The sequence below is a fragment of the Streptococcus infantis genome (assembly GCF_047460875.1).
GTDB classification, from domain to species: domain Bacteria; phylum Bacillota; class Bacilli; order Lactobacillales; family Streptococcaceae; genus Streptococcus; species Streptococcus infantis_AA.
The window spans coordinates 1-17,080 of sequence record NZ_JASHFI010000018.1; the positions used below are offsets into that span (position 1 = coordinate 1).

Sequence of the window (17,080 nt, forward strand, 5' to 3'; positions counted from 1 at the left end):
TCTCTCCCACTTCTTCATAAGCCATTCGATCCAGACGCCGTTTTTGGCTCTCTTGTTTTCTTACAGTATCAAGGATTCGGTTGCGGAATTTTGTTTTGAAGTAGACGTAGAGTTTCTTTTCTTCTTCCGCTAGTTCTGGATGGGATTCTAGGAGTTCATAAAGGCAGATCATCCCTTCTTGATCCCAGTCCTCCTTCTCCCATAGATGGAGATAATAATCTTTTCGGCATTTATGAACAATCCCTTTTACCCTTGCGTAGTATTTCTCAAGCATTTTGCTTTCCTCCTTTCTCTGCTTGTAGTATAGCAGAGAAAGGAGGAAAGAAGGGCCCTAGTTTCTATCTTGTCTCTTTTTAACTCTCTGATGTTACGGAAATCGTGAATATTCACAAGTGAGGGTGAAAAAAGACAATCTCTTTGTGAATTCAAATGGAGATTTTCGTAAAGTGATTTATATAATAAACAACATCTCAAAGATAAAGAAAAAAGCCCACTGTTGTAGGCTTTTTGTAAGATATATCTTAAAATTAAAGCATTTTGTTGTAGAATTCAACGACAAGGGCTTCGTTGATTTCTGGGTTGATTTCATCACGTTCTGGCAAACGAGTCAATGAACCTTCCAATTTTTCAGCGTCGAATGATACGAATGCTGGACGTCCAAGAGTAGCTTCTACTGCTTCAAGGATTGCTGGAACTTTTAATGATTTTTCACGAACTGAGATCACTTGACCTGGAGTTACGCGGTATGATGGGATATCAACACGTTTTCCGTCAACAAGAATGTGACCGTGGTTTACGAATTGACGTGCTTGACGACGTGTAGTTGCAAGGCCAAGACGGTAAACAACGTTATCCAAACGACGTTCCAAAAGGAGCATGAAGTTGAAACCAAGGATTCCTTCTTTAATCTTAGTAGCTTGTACGAACAAGTTACGGAATTGTTTTTCACCTACACCGTAAGTGAAACGAAGTTTTTGTTTTTCAGCCAATTGCAAACCGTATTCTGACAATTTAGAACGGTTGTTTGGTCCGTGTTGTCCTGGTACGTAGTTACGACGTGCCAATTCTTTACCTGTACCTGTAAGTGAAAGGCCAAGGCGACGAGCTTGTTTCCAAGATGGTCCTGTATAACGTGACATGTATATGTCCTCCTGATATAATTAATATTTCGGTGGAAATAGTCACTTAGAAAGCCCTGATTCGTGCAGATGCCCTTCGCCTAAACAGCCAAGGTTACTTATCAGAAGACATCTGTTGACGAGCTTCATGCTTTCCTGCTGATATTTCACACAAGGGATATTGTACCATGAATGGTTAGATTTGTAAAGGGGTTTTAAGCTTTATTTTCATTGCCAGAGAGATTGAGAAGGAGGGTAAAGGTGCTTCCTAGTCCGTACTGGCTACTGACTGTAATTTCCCCACCCAATTGATGGGCCAATTCACGCGCAATCGCAAGCCCTAAGCCATGACCACCTGTTTTCATGTTACGCGAAGTTTCGACACGATAAAGGCGTTTGAAAATATTCTCCAAATCCTCTGGGGCAATGCCCTGTCCCTCATCCGTCACATTGATTGAAAGCTGGCTACTCTCCAGCTTAGCCACCACTTCCAGCTTGGTTCCTGGTGCAGAGTATTTAAAAGCGTTATTGACCAGATTCACCAAGATACGAGAAAGTTTGGCATAATCTCCCTCAATCCGGGCAGACTCTGGAATTACCTGCAAATGGACATCTCGCTCCTCCTGCTCAATCAAGAACTGAAATTCACTCATGCACTCAATCAAGAGCTGGTCCAGAAAAATGCTGTCCTTGCTGGCAGTTTCGACCTGATTTCTAGCTGTGTTTAGGGTCAAAAAATTCAACTCCTCAACCAGTTTATTGAGTCTTTCAGTCTGGCGTCCAATGGTTGCTAGATAATGGGCCTGTTCTCCTTCCTTGATAACCCCATCCAAAATCCCTTCTACCGTCGCTTGGATCGAAGTGATGGGGGTCTTGATATCATGCGACAGCTGGGCAATCATCAAGCCCTTTTCTCGTTCGCTTTCTTCCAAGGAATCAAAGGTCTCCTGCAAATCATGGGACATTTCATTGAAAGCTTGCCCTAATTGCTGAAATTCTACAGGGCCTTGAACCTCCAGATTTGATGAAAAGTCCTTGTCTGCTACTCGCTTAGCATGTTCCTTAAGTTTGCCCAACGAAGTAAAGACTGGCGACAGGAGAAAGAGACTAATCCCAGCACCGACAAAACTAGCTATGAGAGTCATCCCCACCAGGAAATAAATTTCTCTTTCGTCAATTAGCATTCGCTGGATGGCCCAAAAGACAACGATAATCGTTAGAAGTGTTGAAATGACATACCCCACTAAAATATAACTTTTTAGTTTCATTGACTACCTCGTGCTTTCTCAATTTTGTAGCCCAAGCCCCAGACGGTTTTTATGGTCGGTGTTTCTGCACTAGAATGTTTAGCCAACTCCTGTCGAAGAGCATGAATATGAACATTCAAGGTATTAGTATCATCTACATAGTCTTCTTGCCAGACTTTTTCATAGAGGTCTGTCTTAGAAAAAACTCGCTCTGGATTGCTGGCTAGAAGCCATAGAAGTTCGAAGGATTTGACTGTCAAATCAAGCGCCACATCTCCGACTTGGACCTCATGGCTACCGTGATTCATCCGTAAATCCCCGAGACTGACAACCTCTATCTCACCCCCACGATGAAGGCGACGCAAGATATTGTGGACACGTAAAACAAGCTCACGAGGACTAAATGGCTTGGCAATAAAGTCATCTGCCCCCAGGCTTAGGCCATAAATCTTGTCCTGCTCGCTTGTCTTAGCCGTAATAAATAGAAAAGGCTGATCTGGAGATTGATACTGAACCTCACTAATCAAATCATAACCATCCATCCGAGGCATCATGATATCTGTAATAATCAAATCAATCGGTTTTCGCTTGAAGATTTCCAAGGCCTCTACTCCATCATGAGCCACCAAAACCTGATACCCTGCCTGAACCAGATAGCGTTGATGAATATCTGTGATTTCTACCTCGTCGTCAACGAGTAAAATGGTCTTTCCCATCTGTCTCTCCTTTGAAAAAAACAGTGCTATACCACAATAGTATAACACTATTTTAATCGCTTTACGAACATTCTAATCGATATCTGAATTTTTCAAATCCTAGATAGAAAGTCTGTAGCTAGACTAGTCATTTTCCTCTTTTTTTGCTTTCAAACCGAGACCACCTAACAGTCCAGCCAAAGCAAGTCCAAAGAATCCAATAGTAGCCATTGAGGTTTGGGCCTCACCAGTATATGGAAGCATATCTTTTCGTTCTTTCATGTGAGTAGCCATCATTGGACTTGATACCTTGTTAGTAGATGCCATCTTGCCTTCATCAGGCATTTTGCTTGAGGCTGCTGGAGCTTGATCTTGTTTCATGCTTGGTGTTGCCATAGGCTGGCTAGCATTCATGGTTTTTTCCTGCTCTTTGTTAGGCATCATCTTATCCTGACTAGTAGCTGGCATTTTGGATTTCATCTCATTGAGGGACTTATACCCATTCAAGTTTACGGTCAAATCTTTAGTCGCTACAAGGTTGCTCAAATCGGCCTTGCCATCTTTTGCACCGTACACTTTAATAGTAGCTTTATAACTTTGAGTACCATTTTGTTTCAAGAAGTCAAGAAGCTCTTTGTCAGATTTTCCTTGGGTGCCTGCTAAATCCACTTCATAGAAGTAAAGGCCTTTGCCCAATTTTTCTACTGGTGGAAGAGCAGGATTTTTAGCTGATCCGTTGTCTGACCATGGGGCCTTGTCAGAAGCTTTCAAGATAAGGCGAGTCAACATGCCGTCACCAGCGAAGAACTCGTATGGAATAACTTGGTTGACACCAGCTGTGAATGGGCCAGGGAAATTGGCTTTGTCCAAGTAAGTAGCTGGGACATCCACTGTGTTTTTTGTGTTGTCAGCCACGCCTTTTTGCACTTCAGCTGGGGTAGTCAAGCCATTCAAGTTCACTGTCAAATTCTTAGTCGCTACGAGATTGCTCAAATCAGGTTTGCCATCTTTAGCACCATAGACTTTAACAGTAGCCAGATATGTATGAGTTCCGTTAGCTCGAAGTTGCTCCAGCAAGGCCTGACCATCTTTGCCAACCGTATTGCCATTCAAATCCACTTCGTAGAAATATTGGCCTTTAGCCAAGCCTTCAAGTGGCAATAGAGCAGGATTTTTAGCTGTTCCGTTGTCTGACCATGGGGCTTTGTCTGAGGCTTTTAACAAGAGGCGAGTCAACATACCATCTCCACCAAAAGCTTCGTATGGAATAACTTGATTGACACCGGCCAAGAAAGGTCCAGGAACCTTAGCCTTATCAAGGTAGCTAGCTGGAACATCAATCATGTCTTTGACATTGTTAACGACAGACTCTTTAACCTGATTTGGTGTGGTCAAACCATTCAAATTAACAGTCAAATCTTTAGTTGCTACAAGGTTGCTCAAATCGGCCTTGCCATCTTTCGCACCGTACACTTTAATAGTAGCTTTATAACTTTGAGTACCGTTTTGTTTTAAGAGGTCAAGTAGCTCTTTATCTGATTTGCCTTGAGTGCCTGCTAAATCCACTTCATAGAAGTAAAGGCCTTTGCCCAATTTTTCTACTGGTGGGAGAGCAGGATTTTTAGCTGAGCCGTTGTCTGACCATGGAGCCTTATCAGATGCTTTCAAGATGAGGCGGGTCAACATACCGTCACCAGCGAAGAATTCGTATGGAATGACTTGGTTGACGCCGGCTGTGAATGGGCCAGGGAAGTTGGCTTTATCCAAGTAAGTAGCTGGGACATCTACTGTGTCTTTGGTATTGTCGGCCACACCTTTTTGAACTTCAGCCGGGGTAGTCAAGCCATTTAAGTTGACATCCAAATCCTTAGTCGCTACAAGGTTGCTCAAGTCTGCCTTGCCATCTTTTGCACCATACACTTTAATAGTAGCTTTATAACTTTGAGTGCCGTTTTGTTTTAAGAGGTCAAGTAGCTCTTTATCTGATTTGCCTTGAGTGCCAGCCAAATCCACTTCATAGAAGTAGAGGCCTTTGCCCAATTTCTCTACTGGTGGGAGGGCGGGATTTTTAGCTGAGCCATTGTCTGACCATGGGGCTTTATCAGAAGCTTTCAAAATGAGGCGGGTCAACATACCATCACCAGCGAAGAATTCGTATGGAATGACTTGGTTGACACCAGCTGTGAATGGGCCTGGGAAATTGGCTTTGTCCAAGTATGTAGCTGGGACATCTACTGTGTCTTTGGTGTTATCAGCCACACCTTTTTGGACTTCAGCTGGAGTGGTCGCTGGTTGCGCTTCACTGGCTTCGCGATCTTGTCCAGAAAGTGTAGACGCAGGACTTTCCACAGGTTTAACTGCATCTTCTGTTTGTTTCTTAGAGTCAGCTTGGGATTGCACTTCTTCTTTTGGTGCTACTACTGGATCTTTAGCATCTGTGTCCGCTTTTTCTGGAGAGCTTGTAGAATCCAAGCTTACTTTAGATACTGTATCTGGTTGTTCTGAAGGAAGAGCTACATCGACTGCTTTATCTAGAACCTCTGCTGATAGGTCGCCCTTTTCACTCACTGAGGCGTCGTTTGACACGACTTGGGCAGGAGTCGGATTGACGACATCAGCACGTGCAGAACTTGGTTGACCGACTAGGACAAAGAAGCCACTAGCCACAACAACTGAAGCAACACCGACACTGAGGCGGCGAATAGACCAACGAGTATATCTCTGATTTGGATTGAATTTCATAGGATTCTCCTTAGAGTTTTCTTTTTTGATGACTCTAGTATAATCTCCTAAAATTAAAAAGGATTAAGAAAAAGTTAAAATTTTTCTTAAATCCTTCTTATAAAATACTTATATTGACTCAATAGTCACTAGAAAAAAGAATGGTCATTTCTCTTTTAATCATTGAGGTGTGCTAGATTATCTAAATATTGGTTATTGATTACTGCCATCATATAGCCATCAGCTTTCAATAGATCATCCGGCCCAAATTGAACATCCAAGGGAGCATTTTCATAGTCACGAAAACCAAGAATATTGAGATTGTATTGTCCTCGAAGATCAAGATGACTTAGACTCTTACCTGCCCACGACCGTGGAATTTTCATCTCGACTATCGAGACATTTTTGTCCAACTGAAAAACATCAACGCTGTTATTAAATAAAATAGTCTGCGCCAACGAACGACCCATCTCATATTCTGGTGAGATGACTGAATCTGCGCCAATTTTTTCAAGGACTTTTTTTGCTGTATGGCTTTTAACCTTAGCAATAACAGTTGATACTCCTAGACTCTTGCAATGCATGACTGCAAGCACACTAGATTCTAAATTTTCCCCAGTTGCCACCACAACTGTATCGCAGGTATCAATTCCTGCTGAGAGCAAGAGCTCTTCATCGGTAATATCTCCAACAACTCCACGTACCAAGACTGGTTCGAACTGATTGATTCGCTCCTCATGGTCATCAATGGCGATTATATTTACATCATGCTTAGCAAGAGCCGCGAGAACACTGCTCCCAAAAATTCCCAAACCTAAAATTCCAATTGTCCGATCTGACATAGTTTATCCTTTCTTATCCTATGGTAATATCTGCTTTCATATAGTGGATCATATCTTTCTTATCTGGTTGATACTCAGCCAAACTAACTAATAGCGTCAGCGGCCCAATTCGTCCGATAAACATCAGTAGCATGATAATGCTAAGAGCTAATCTGCCTAACTCTGGTGTCAGATTGGCAGTCACTCCGACCGTGGCAAGCGCTGAAATTGTCTCGAACATGATGTAGATAAAGCGCGGATTCCCCTCAGCTGTTATTCCTACTAAGATTAAGCCCAATAAAAAAGTTATCAAGAAGATGATAAAAACACTGAATGATTTTTGGACTGTCCGAGGTTCAATCGTTCTCCGAGCTACATTTGCATAAGGTAACCCTAAAAGTTCACTGCGTGCGAATACCAACAAAACAAAGAAGGTTGTGATTTTTAGTCCCCCTGCTGTACCGCCAGGTGCCCCACCCAGAAACATCTGCAAAATATAGATCATCAAGGTAACAGGCCTAGCCTGAGTAAAATCAACAGAAGCAAATCCTGCCGTCCGCATGCTGACAGTTTGGAAGAAACTAACCAGCAATTTATCAGGGATGCTGAGATTGCCAATCGTTCCCGGATTGTTCCACTCTATCAAGAGGGTTGAAACTGTTCCAGTAAATAAAATTCCAGCTGTCAAGAAGAGAACCAACTTGGTATGGAAGCGAAGCCGACGCTTTTTCTTCTTTCCTAATTGGGTAGCCAAGTCGAACCAAACCATGAAACCTAGACCACCCGTAATAATCAAGCCTGCTATCACTAGATTAATCAATGGGTCTGTCTGAAAGGCTAGCAAACTCGTGCTACCAAAATTATCAAATCCAGCATTACAGAAAGCTGAAATAGCTACGAAAATGGAAGTAAAAATTCCCCGCCCCCAGCCAAACTCGGGGACAAAACGAAAACTTAGCAGAAAGGCTCCGAATCCTTCTACTAGAAAAGTCGTCACGAAGATGGAACGTAGAAAATCCCTCAGAGACTGGGTTTCTTCGAAGCTAAAGCTCTCCAGAATCGTTTCTCGACCTCGAAGACTGAGTTTTTGCTTGCCCTGGATATAGAAAATTCCGATAAAAGTCATGAGACCCAAACCACCTATCTGAATCAAGAACATACAGATCAACTGCCCCCAGACATTGTAGGTCGAAGCGACAGGTAAGGTAAAAAGTCCTGTCACACAGACCATAGATACGGCTGTAAATAAATGGTCAAAGTAACCGGCATGAGATGTTGGAGATTGTACAAATGGCAGACTCAAAAGGAGAGACCCCAAGAGGATAACCAAAGCAAAACTTAAAAAGATTCTCCGAGCGGGTGATAAACGCCCTAGAATGGTATTTATTTTTTCAACAATTGATTTTAATAACATAGCTACATTGTACCACAAAAATCAGTTAAAGCTGTCACATATGACTAACGATTTCAAGACAGAGTTCTAAGGCCTTATCAAAAGCTTCTGCACCCCAATCGCGTTGGTCATAGTTATCAAGATCTGCCAAAGAATCTGCCGTAAACAACAACTCACCCCAAACTGCTCCGCGAAGCTGAGCTACTGCCGCAAGAGCTGCACACTCCATCTCCACAACTACGCAGCCTTCTTCCTTGCGATAAGCAACTTTTTCAGCTGTTTCTCGGTAAAATCCGTCTGTCGACCAAGTCATGACTTCCTCGTAAGGGATACCTAGTTGTTCCAAAACTTGTTCGATAGCAGAAATTGCTTGAACATGCACATCCATATAACGAGAAGGTGGTGCATAATGGTAGCTGGCTCCTTCATCGCGTAGGGCTCGAACTGGAACTAGAAAGGCATTTTCCTCTATATCGGCTAGGACACCACAGGTTCCAGTGGAAATGATTTTCTCCACACCGTAACCAATCAACCAATCCATGAACTGGGCTGCAGGGGCAGAACCAACAGGAGCCTGAGCCAGACACACTTCCTCACCCTTGTATCTCATGACATAAACAGGATAGGTTTTAGTGGCAGACACAAACTCCCCAAGGCACTTTGCTCCCACTTCCTGAGCAAAGCGGTCAATCTCCTCCTCCAAAAATGCATAGATGCACTTCTTTGGCAACTGTAAATCCAAGCCTTCATGATTGGGCATAATGACTGCCTGAGGATTATCATCAAACTCTAAAATAGGAATGACGTGTTTTTGAATCATAGAGCACCTCCTCTAAATTTTTACTATTATATCAAAAGCTAAACGAAAGTCAAGACGGGAGGCTAAGTCAAATCAGAAAAACCTACCTTAAGTAGGAAACAACAATTAAATGCTTTTTTCGTCATAATAAAATTGCTATAGCTTAGGAATTAGTTTATAATAGATTGAATTTAAAAAAGGGAGAAATCTTATGAAATTCTATTCATATGACTATGTTCTCAGTCAGATTAGTCAACAGAATTGGACCATGATTATTGTGTCGACATTCTTAGTGATTGTGACTGGATTCTTTGCATTTAAGGCTTTCAAAGATAAAAGAGGGAGTAAGTTCCGTGAATTATCGCTCATTTCTATTTTGACGTTAATTGCTTTTGTATTGATTAGCATTACGAATTTTCAAAACAGCCAATCCAATGATAATCAATTTCGTAGTTCCTTACACTTCATCGAGATTGTATCAAAAGAGTTAGGTGTTGATAAAAAAGATATTTATGTCAATACTTCAGCTACTACTGATGGAGCTATTATTAAGGTTGGCGACAATTTTTATCGCGCCATTAGCGGGACTGACCAAGATAGCTATTTACTTGAAAAAATGGACTTATATAAAACAGATGTAGAACTGGTGGAGGTTGAAAAATGATAAGCTTTTTTGCTACAATTGCAATTAAATTGGCCTGGGGGCTTCTTTCTCTTGTTTTTGTTATTAACGTAACAGGAAAAGGAAATTTAGCGCCAAGTTCTGCAGTAGACCAAATACAGAACTTTGTTCTCGGGGGTATTATCGGCGGGGTCATCTACAATAGCTCGATTACCATCCTTCAATATGTCGTCATCCTCATCATCTGGACGATTTTGATTCTGTCACTCAAATGGCTTAATACCAATGTTTACTTCATCAAACATCTGATTGATGGAAAACCAACTATTATCATAAAAAACGGAAAATTAGATCCAGAAGCTTGTCGCTCAAAAGGCCTTTCTGCTTCTGACGTCGCTCTTAAGTTGCGCTCTCAAGGGGTCTTCCAATCGAAAGAAGTCAAAAGAGCCGTCATCGAACAAAATGGCCAACTCATAATCGTTCGAATGGGAGATGAAAATCCCAAATACCCAATCATTACAGATGGTGTAGTCCAAGTAGAAATCTTAGAGACCATCGGTAAATCAGAGGAGTGGCTAACTGAGAAATTGAAAGAAGAAGGTTTCGAAGAAGTCTCAAATATCTTTATTGCTGAATATGATAAAGGTCAATTGAATGTTGTAACCTATTAAAAAAATAAACTGATGCCTTTCGTATCAGTTTTTTGCTTTTTAGCATAAAAGGGTATATACTTAAATTAATATCTAATGTAATTTAGATAATACAAAAAATTAACGGAGGTATCCCCCATGTCAATCGAAGAAAAATTCAACCAAGCTAAAGGTTCTGTTAAAGAAGGTTTTGGTAAACTAACTGGCGATACAAAAACTCAAACAGAAGGAGCTGCAGAAAAGGTAGCTTCAAAAGCTAAAGAAGTTGCTGAAGATGCAAAAGAAGCTGTCGAAGGTGCAGTATCTGGCGTAAAAAACATCTTTAAAAAAGACGGAGAATAATTCTTTCTCGTCCTAATAACATAAGAAAATCTCCCTTCTCTTTCGAGAAAGGAGATTTTCTTTTATGGTCGTCCACCAGGACCTCCATTCCCTTGAGGGCCACCGCCAGGTGCTTCTCCGCCTCCATGCATAGAGTTGACAATCTCAGTTTGTTTTTCACCGTTGATGTAGATATCTCCACCTGTGTGGGTCGCTGTCCCATCAAAGTCAAAACCAGTTTGACCAGTCATTTTGATGGTTCCCCCATTAACTGTAATGTTCCCGTTTGAGTCAATTGGATCCGTGTCCCCCTGACCAACTTCAACCGTCAAATTCCCACCATTCATAGTAAAGAAGATTTCACTTTGTTGGGCGTTTTTGTTGGCCGCATTGACACCATCATCTGTTGAGTATATGGTGATGTCTCCACCGTTGATAGTGATTGATTTACCTTCAAGTCCTTCTGTAGAATTCTTAACGGTATAGGTACCACTATCAATAACCAAATCACCTGATGCGTGGATACCATCGTCCCCTGCAGTAACAGTGATGGTATTATCAGAGAGATACATGGTTCCTACAGATGTGTCCTCATCATTGTCGACCTTAACTCCGTCTTCCTTGGCATCGATAGTCATGGTTGTACCGGTAATGTTGAGTTCATCATTGACATTAAAGGCATCTCCAACTGCTGTGATGTTGTAAGTTCCGCCTGTGATGTGAAGTGTATCGTTTGCTTTAATACCATTGTTTTTCTTACCATCTACATTGAGAGTTCCTTTACCGTTGATGGTCAAGTCCACTTTAGAGAAGAGCGCTGCATCCGCTTTTTCGTCACTATTAGTTGCTGAATCTGATAGGCTATTAGTTGTGCCATCTGCTAGAGTTAGGTAAACATGACCGGCTGATGTTGCAGATATAGCAGCATTGGTATTGGTCATGGTCACACCCTTTAGAACAATATGTACATCATCAGTCTTTTCGGCTTCAATCTTGATTTGAACTCCGTCGGATTGACCAGATATGACATAGGTTCCTGCCTTGGAGATTGTAACGGTAGATCCTGATACGGCAACTCCATCACCTGATACCTTCGCTGTTGATTCTGACAAGGTTACAGTTGCTGCTGTCTTTTCATCATAAGAAGTATCATAGTCCTTGTCTGTAAAATAGCTAGTTTTCTTAGCTTCTGTAGTTGATGTCGTTTTCGTTGTCGCAGTATTGCTAGCTGTTGTATTTGAAGTTGACTGGGTACAAGCTGTTACTAGTGCTAGAGTTGCTATACTCGTTAATAAGAATGTCCATTTTTTTGCTTTCATGCTCGTTTCCTCGACTTTCATTTTACATGCTCTTAGTCTACGTGACTTTCCTAAAATAAGCCTAAACTTTTTCTGAAAGTTTTCTTAAGTTTAGTTTCAATTAAGTTAAATTTAACAAAAGTTTTAGATAAACTCTTTAAAATCCTAGACAAACAAGCTCGTCCTTGTTTAAAAATAGTATAACCTAAGATTAGAGGAGAAGGACTTATGAAACCAATCGAAACAACTTTTAAACGGATTGAAACCAAATATGTTGTCTCCAAAAAAATATTAGACAAACTGGTTCAGGATTTAAAGAAATATTTGGTAGAAGACGACTATCCAATTTCAACAATATCAAATATCTACTTTGATACAGAAGACTTTGATATTCTCCAAGATGAGCATCTTGGCGACAAACGAAAAGAAAAGGTACGGATGCGGACCTATCTCAGCCAAGCTAAAATAGATAGTCAAGTTTTTTTAGAAATCAAAACTAAGGACCAAGAAGGGATTGGTCGCAAGTACCGACTGCTCTCAACTCCTAGTTCCATCATCAATTTCATAACCAAAGGGCACTTGGATGCTAGCATTACTGATACAGTCGTCATTGAAAAAGTGAAAAAACTTCAGCATGATTACAAACTCGCTATCAAGCCTCGTATGTACATCTACTACGATCGTTATTCATTAAAGGAAAAGAAATCTATCGAGGGCTGCCACTATAACAAAATCCGTATCACAATTGACCAAAATCTAGTCTATAGAGATGAAACTGTCAGTCTCTTCGCAGGAAATCACGGGGCTCCTCTCTTAGATAGCAACACTGTGATTATGGAAATCAAGGCCCCTGGAAACAAGCCCCAGTGGTTGCAGGACATCCTCGACAAGTATGATTTGATGGAGCACAAATTTTCAAAATACAGTTGTGCATACCATAAATCTCAAGGACTTCCTTATGCTCCTCGCCCCAATATAGAAAGATCAGGTACTGCTTATGCTTAATCTATTTAATTCCATTTTCAATAACACCACTGCAAGTGCAGATCCCTTTCAACTACTGTTAGCACTTCTAGTCAGTCTAGTCCTCGGTTTGGCTCTCACTTGGACTTACAAATATAGAACCCTCTACACCAGAGAATTCGCTATCAGCTTGACTCTGCTTCCCTGCCTTATGACCTTGGTTATTTTTCTGGTCAATGGAAGCTTGGGTACTTCGATTGCTGTAGCTGGAACCTTTAGTTTGATCCGTTTCCGTTCTGCAACGAGTGGTTCAAGAGAACTGATTGCGATTTTCCTAGCCATGATTATCGGTCTAGCTTGTGGAACAGGCTATCTCTTCTTGGCTATTCTCTTCACCCTCTTTATCTTGGGTGTTTGGTTCCTTTTGGAAAATCAACAGGTCAAAACTGACAATCAACGCCGTAGACTTTTAACAATCACGGTAACTAATCAAGAGAAGATTCAAGATGCTATCCAATCATCTCTTGACCAATTCTGCTCAGAAATTGACATGATTACAATCAATAGCACCAATGCAGGGGACAACCTTAGCATTGTCTATGAAGTCGAGCTAAAAACAGAGGTCGATGATTTCCAAGTGACTAGCTATCTTACACAAAATATTGATCAATGCGATGTGGCATTGACTAAAAAAGCTAAAAAGAGAAAAAATCTCTAACAAAAAAGAACAGCATTTCGCTGTTCTTTTAATTTTCTTTAACTGGAATCTCTTTGATAACTCGTGCTGGATTTCCTGCTAGAACTACGTTGTCACCAAAGGATTTTGTAATGACCGCTCCTGCTCCTGCAACGACATTATCCCCTAAAGTAACACCCGGTAGGACAATGACACCACCACCTGCCCAAAAGTTCTTACCAATCCTGATGGGTTTGCCAAATTCTAGTCCCGAGTTTCGTTCATCGGGATCCAGCGGATGAAGAGGTGTTAAAAATTGACAATTGGGACCAATCATGGCATTGTCGCCAATCGTGATCGGACACACATCCAACATGGTCAAATTCCAATTGGAATAAAAATTTTCTCCGAGATGGATATTGACTCCATAATCTACCACCAATCGAGGATTGACATAAAGGTTTTCTCCGGTAGACCCAAACCAACCTTTAATTATTTCCATGCCTTTTACCGGGTCGACTTCTTCATTAAAAGCAGCTTGCTTTTGTCGTGCTGTTTGTGCTAGAGCACGAAGTTCTGGATCGAACGGGCGATAGGGTTCTCCCGCGATCATTTTTTGATATTCACTTTTCATGTTTTAATTTCCTTGCTTTTTTAGATGATTGTAGCATAGTTCTATCTTTAGTACAAGCATCAAAAAAACTAGTGCATCGCACGATGCACTAGTTTCTTATTAGAAAGTTGACTTTTATCAATACTTTACAGACTTGATTAGTCTTCTTTCTTTTTACGAGCCACAAGCCAGAATCCACTCAAGACACCTAGTAAGCCTAGAGCAGCAAGGCTGGCATTGTCCTCAGCACCAGTGTTTGGCAATTGAGGAGCCGTCTTAACTGTTTCTTCGACTACAGGAGCTGGTTTAACAGGAGTTTCTGGAACTTCTGGTTTCTCTGGTTCTGGATCTGGAGTTGGCTCTGGATATGGAGTCGGCTCTGGATCTGGAGTTGGTTCTGGATCTGGAGTTGGTTCTGGATCTGGAGTTGGTTCTGGATCTGGAGTCGGCTCTGGATCTGGAGTTGGCTCTGGATCTGGAGTTGGTTCTGGATCTGGAGTCGGCTCTGGATCTGGAATTGGTTCTGGATCTGGAGTTGGCTCTGGATCTGGGGTTGGCTCTGGATCTGGAGTTGGTTCTGGATCTGGAGTTGGTTCTGGATCTGGAGTCGGCTCTGGATCTGGAGTTGGTTCTGGATCTGGAGTTGACTCTGGATCTGGAGTCGGCTCTGGATCTGGAGTTGGTTCTGGATCTGGAGTTGGTTCTGGATCTGGAGTTGGTTCTGGATCTGGAGTCGGCTCTGGATCTGGAATTGGCTCTGGATCTGGAGTTGGTTCTGGATCTGGGGTCTTCACTTTTTCGTAGATATGTTCAGTATCTCCGTTTGGAAGTTTCTTAGTCTCTACGAAGTGGTAGCCTGGGATTTCTGCTTTTTCTTGTTCACCATCAACTGTAGGATATCCTGGGATTTCTTTTCCTTCTTTATCCTTGAATGATGTCTTAACTTGTTCGTAGACGTGCTCGGTATCTCCATTTGGAAGTTTCTTCGTTTCTACGAAGCGGTAGCCTGGGATTTCTGCTTTTTCTTGTTCACCATCAACTGTAGGATATCCTGGGATTTCTTTTCCTTCTTTATCCTTGAATGATGTCTTAACTTGTTCGTAGATGTGCTCGGTATCTCCATTTGGAAGTTTCTTCGTTTCTACGAAGCGGTAGCCTGGGATTTCTGCTTTTTCTTGTTCACCATCAACTGTAGGATATCCTGGGATTTCTTTTCCTTCTTTATCCTTGAATGATGTCTTAACTTGTTCGTAGACATGCTCGGTATCTCCGTTTGGAAGTTTCTTAGTCTCTACGAAGCGGTAACCTGGGATAGCTTTCTTCGGTTGTTCGCCATCTTCACTTGGATATCCTGGAATTGAATTGCCTTCTTTATCCTTGAATGATGTCTTAACTTGTTCGTAGACATGCTCGGTATCTCCGTTCGGAAGTTTCTTCGTTTCTACGAAGCGGTAGCCTGGGATTTCTGCTTTTTCTTGTTCACCATCAACTGTAGGATATCCTGGGATTTCTTTTCCTTCTTTATCCTTGAATGATGTCTTAACTTGTTCGTAGACGTGCTCTGTATCTCCGTTTGGAAGTTTCTTAGTCTCTACGAAGCGGTAGCCTGGAATATCTTTCTTCGGTTGTTCGCCATCTTCACTTGGATATCCTGGGATTTCTTTTCCTTCTTTATCCTTGAATGATGTCCTAACTTGTTCGTAGACATGCTCGGTATCTCCGTTTGGAAGTTTCTTAGTCTCTACGAAGCGGTAACCTGGGATAGCTTTCTTCGGTTGTTCGCCATCTTCACTTGGATATCCTGGGATTTCTTTTCCTTCTTTATCCTTGAATGATGTCTTAACTTGTTCGTAGACATGTTCGGTATCTCCGTTTGGAAGTTTCTTAGTCTCTACGAAGCGGTAACCTGGGATAGCTTTCTTCGGTTGTTCGCCATCTTCACTTGGATATCCTGGAATTGAATTGCCTTCTTTATCTACAAATGTAGTAACCGGTGTTACTGTTGGTGTATATGTTGCAGAAGCTTTTGTTCCGTTCATATCTTCACGAACAACTGTAACAGATGGAGCTGTTCCTGTAAATTCAGGTGCTGGTTTAAAGGTTACTGTTCCATCTGCTACTACAGTGTATGTACCAACACCTGGAATAGTCTTAATTGTTGAACCATCGTCAAATGTTGCTGGAACATCATCATTCATTGGAACACGACTGTCGCCTTCTTTGAATGTTGGTTTGCCAGACTGTTCTTGACCTTTTGGTCCAATAGTTGTAGCTGATTCACCTGTTGGAGTTACTGGGGTCACAGTTGGGGTGTACTTAGCTGTGACTGGTGTACCGTTCTTGTCTACACGTTTTACAGTCACGCCTGTTCCTGTTCCAGTAAATGATTTTTCTGGCGCGAAGGTTACTGTTCCATCTGGTGCGACTGTGTATGTTCCTTCGCCATCTACTGTCTTAGTAGTTGAGCCATCTTCGAAGGTAGCTGGGTTATCCTCATCGATTGGAACATTTGGATCGCCTTCAGTAAAGGTTGGTTTACCTGTTTGAGAGGTACCTTGGATATCTGTCGATGTTGCATCTTCAGAAGTTGGGACAACTGGAGTAATCTTAGGTGTGTAAGTTGTTTCTACTGTTGTACCATTTGTATCAGCTGCTTGAACCTTAACTGCGACAACATCACCTGAATATGATTTATCCCTTGGGGTGAAGGTTACAACACCTGTTTCCTTATCAACTGTGAAAGTACCAACAACCTTGCCTGCTGGTGATTTAGCATCTACAGATGTAGCTGGTTGACCAGTTTCATCAAGAAGAGTAATAGTATCCTTGTCGATTGGTGCGACTGGGTCACCTTCAGTGAAGGTAACTGTTCCAGTTTGAACAAGACCTTGAGGGCCAGTTGATTCTGCTGGTGTAGCAGTTGGAGTCACCGGTATTACTGTTGGGGTGTAAGTTGCAGATGCTTTGGTTCCATTCTTATCTTCACGAACAACCGTTACGGCCGGTGCTTTACCTTTGAATGATTTCTCTGGCACGAATGTAACTGTTCCATCTGCTGCTACTGTATATGTCCCGACTCCATCAACTGTCTTGGTAGTTGAACCATCGTCGAAAGTAGCTGGAACGTCATCGTTCATTGGCAC

Annotated in this window: 15 protein-coding genes and 1 pseudogene; 5 read left to right on the forward strand and 11 right to left on the reverse strand. The window is 41.8% G+C overall.

The genetic code is table 11. From position 1 onward, the window contains the following. From QM887_RS09555 to QM887_RS09590, 8 genes and pseudogenes are all read right to left on the reverse strand, one after another. Positions 1-274: pseudogene (locus tag QM887_RS09555) on the reverse strand (sigma-70 family RNA polymerase sigma factor); the annotation flags it as partial. Between the two features lie 253 nt (positions 275-527). Next, complete coding sequence (gene rpsD, locus QM887_RS09560; protein ID WP_008810013.1) at positions 528-1,139, reverse strand: 30S ribosomal protein S4; 612 nt, start codon at positions 1,137-1,139, stop codon at positions 528-530. Positions 1,140-1,333: 194 nt separating this feature from the next. Beyond that, entirely contained in the window at positions 1,334-2,386 is a 1,053-nt protein-coding gene (locus tag QM887_RS09565) for a sensor histidine kinase (RefSeq protein ID WP_414271404.1), read from the reverse strand. Further along, positions 2,383-3,081 carry a response regulator transcription factor gene (locus QM887_RS09570; protein WP_414271405.1) on the reverse strand — a complete coding sequence of 233 codons (699 nt, stop codon included), beginning with the start codon at positions 3,079-3,081 and terminating at the stop codon, positions 2,383-2,385. The genes QM887_RS09565 and QM887_RS09570 overlap by 4 nt, the downstream gene beginning before the upstream one ends. Before the next feature lie 123 nt (positions 3,082-3,204). Continuing rightward, positions 3,205-5,802 carry an SSURE domain-containing protein gene (locus tag QM887_RS09575; RefSeq protein WP_414271406.1) on the reverse strand — a complete coding sequence of 866 codons (2,598 nt, stop codon included), beginning with the start codon at positions 5,800-5,802 and terminating at the stop codon, positions 3,205-3,207. Between the two features lie 155 nt (positions 5,803-5,957). After that, positions 5,958-6,623 (reverse strand): potassium channel family protein, encoded by a 666-nt coding sequence (locus QM887_RS09580; protein WP_006152454.1) that lies wholly within the window; start codon positions 6,621-6,623, stop codon positions 5,958-5,960. Between the two features lie 13 nt (positions 6,624-6,636). After that, a complete protein-coding gene (locus tag QM887_RS09585) occupies positions 6,637-8,016 on the reverse strand; it encodes a TrkH family potassium uptake protein (protein WP_414271407.1) in 1,380 nt (459 codons plus the stop codon). A gap of 34 nt (positions 8,017-8,050) precedes the next feature. Further along, positions 8,051-8,815: a nucleoside phosphorylase gene (locus QM887_RS09590; RefSeq protein ID WP_414271408.1), complete on the reverse strand. Its 765-nt coding sequence runs from the start codon at positions 8,813-8,815 to the stop codon at positions 8,051-8,053. 190 nt (positions 8,816-9,005) lie between these two features. Here QM887_RS09590 and QM887_RS09595 point away from each other — a divergent pair, with 190 nt between their 5' ends. From QM887_RS09595 to QM887_RS09605, 3 genes are all read left to right on the forward strand, one after another. Further along, positions 9,006-9,458, forward strand: a complete 453-nt coding sequence (locus QM887_RS09595; protein ID WP_008808395.1) for a DUF3290 family protein — start codon at positions 9,006-9,008, stop codon at positions 9,456-9,458. Further along, on the forward strand, positions 9,455-10,087 hold the full coding sequence (locus QM887_RS09600; RefSeq protein WP_414271409.1) for a DUF421 domain-containing protein: 633 nt from the start codon (positions 9,455-9,457) through the stop codon (positions 10,085-10,087). The genes QM887_RS09595 and QM887_RS09600 overlap by 4 nt, the downstream gene beginning before the upstream one ends. Positions 10,088-10,204: 117 nt before the next feature. Continuing rightward, a complete protein-coding gene (locus tag QM887_RS09605) occupies positions 10,205-10,408 on the forward strand; it encodes a CsbD family protein (RefSeq protein WP_006153995.1) in 204 nt (67 codons plus the stop codon). A gap of 62 nt (positions 10,409-10,470) precedes the next feature. Here the strand turns inward: QM887_RS09605 and QM887_RS09610 are convergent, their stop codons facing one another. Next, complete coding sequence (locus QM887_RS09610; RefSeq protein WP_414271410.1) at positions 10,471-11,706, reverse strand: carbohydrate-binding domain-containing protein; 1,236 nt, start codon at positions 11,704-11,706, stop codon at positions 10,471-10,473. A 207-nt stretch (positions 11,707-11,913) separates the two neighbouring features. Here QM887_RS09610 and QM887_RS09615 point away from each other — a divergent pair, with 207 nt between their 5' ends. Both QM887_RS09615 and QM887_RS09620 read left to right on the forward strand, forming a co-directional pair. Beyond that, positions 11,914-12,690, forward strand: coding sequence for a polyphosphate polymerase domain-containing protein (locus tag QM887_RS09615; protein WP_316108668.1), 777 nt, complete (start codon positions 11,914-11,916; stop codon positions 12,688-12,690). Beyond that, positions 12,683-13,366: a DUF4956 domain-containing protein gene (locus QM887_RS09620; RefSeq protein WP_414271411.1), complete on the forward strand. Its 684-nt coding sequence runs from the start codon at positions 12,683-12,685 to the stop codon at positions 13,364-13,366. The genes QM887_RS09615 and QM887_RS09620 overlap by 8 nt, the downstream gene beginning before the upstream one ends. Positions 13,367-13,394: 28 nt before the next feature. Here the strand turns inward: QM887_RS09620 and QM887_RS09625 are convergent, their stop codons facing one another. Both QM887_RS09625 and QM887_RS09630 read right to left on the reverse strand, forming a co-directional pair. Further along, positions 13,395-13,958: a sugar O-acetyltransferase gene (locus QM887_RS09625; RefSeq protein ID WP_414271412.1), complete on the reverse strand. Its 564-nt coding sequence runs from the start codon at positions 13,956-13,958 to the stop codon at positions 13,395-13,397. Positions 13,959-14,095: 137 nt separating this feature from the next. Further along, positions 14,096-17,080, reverse strand: a 2,985-nt coding sequence (locus QM887_RS09630) for an LPXTG cell wall anchor domain-containing protein (RefSeq protein ID WP_414271413.1), incomplete at its 5' end; no start/stop codon positions are given.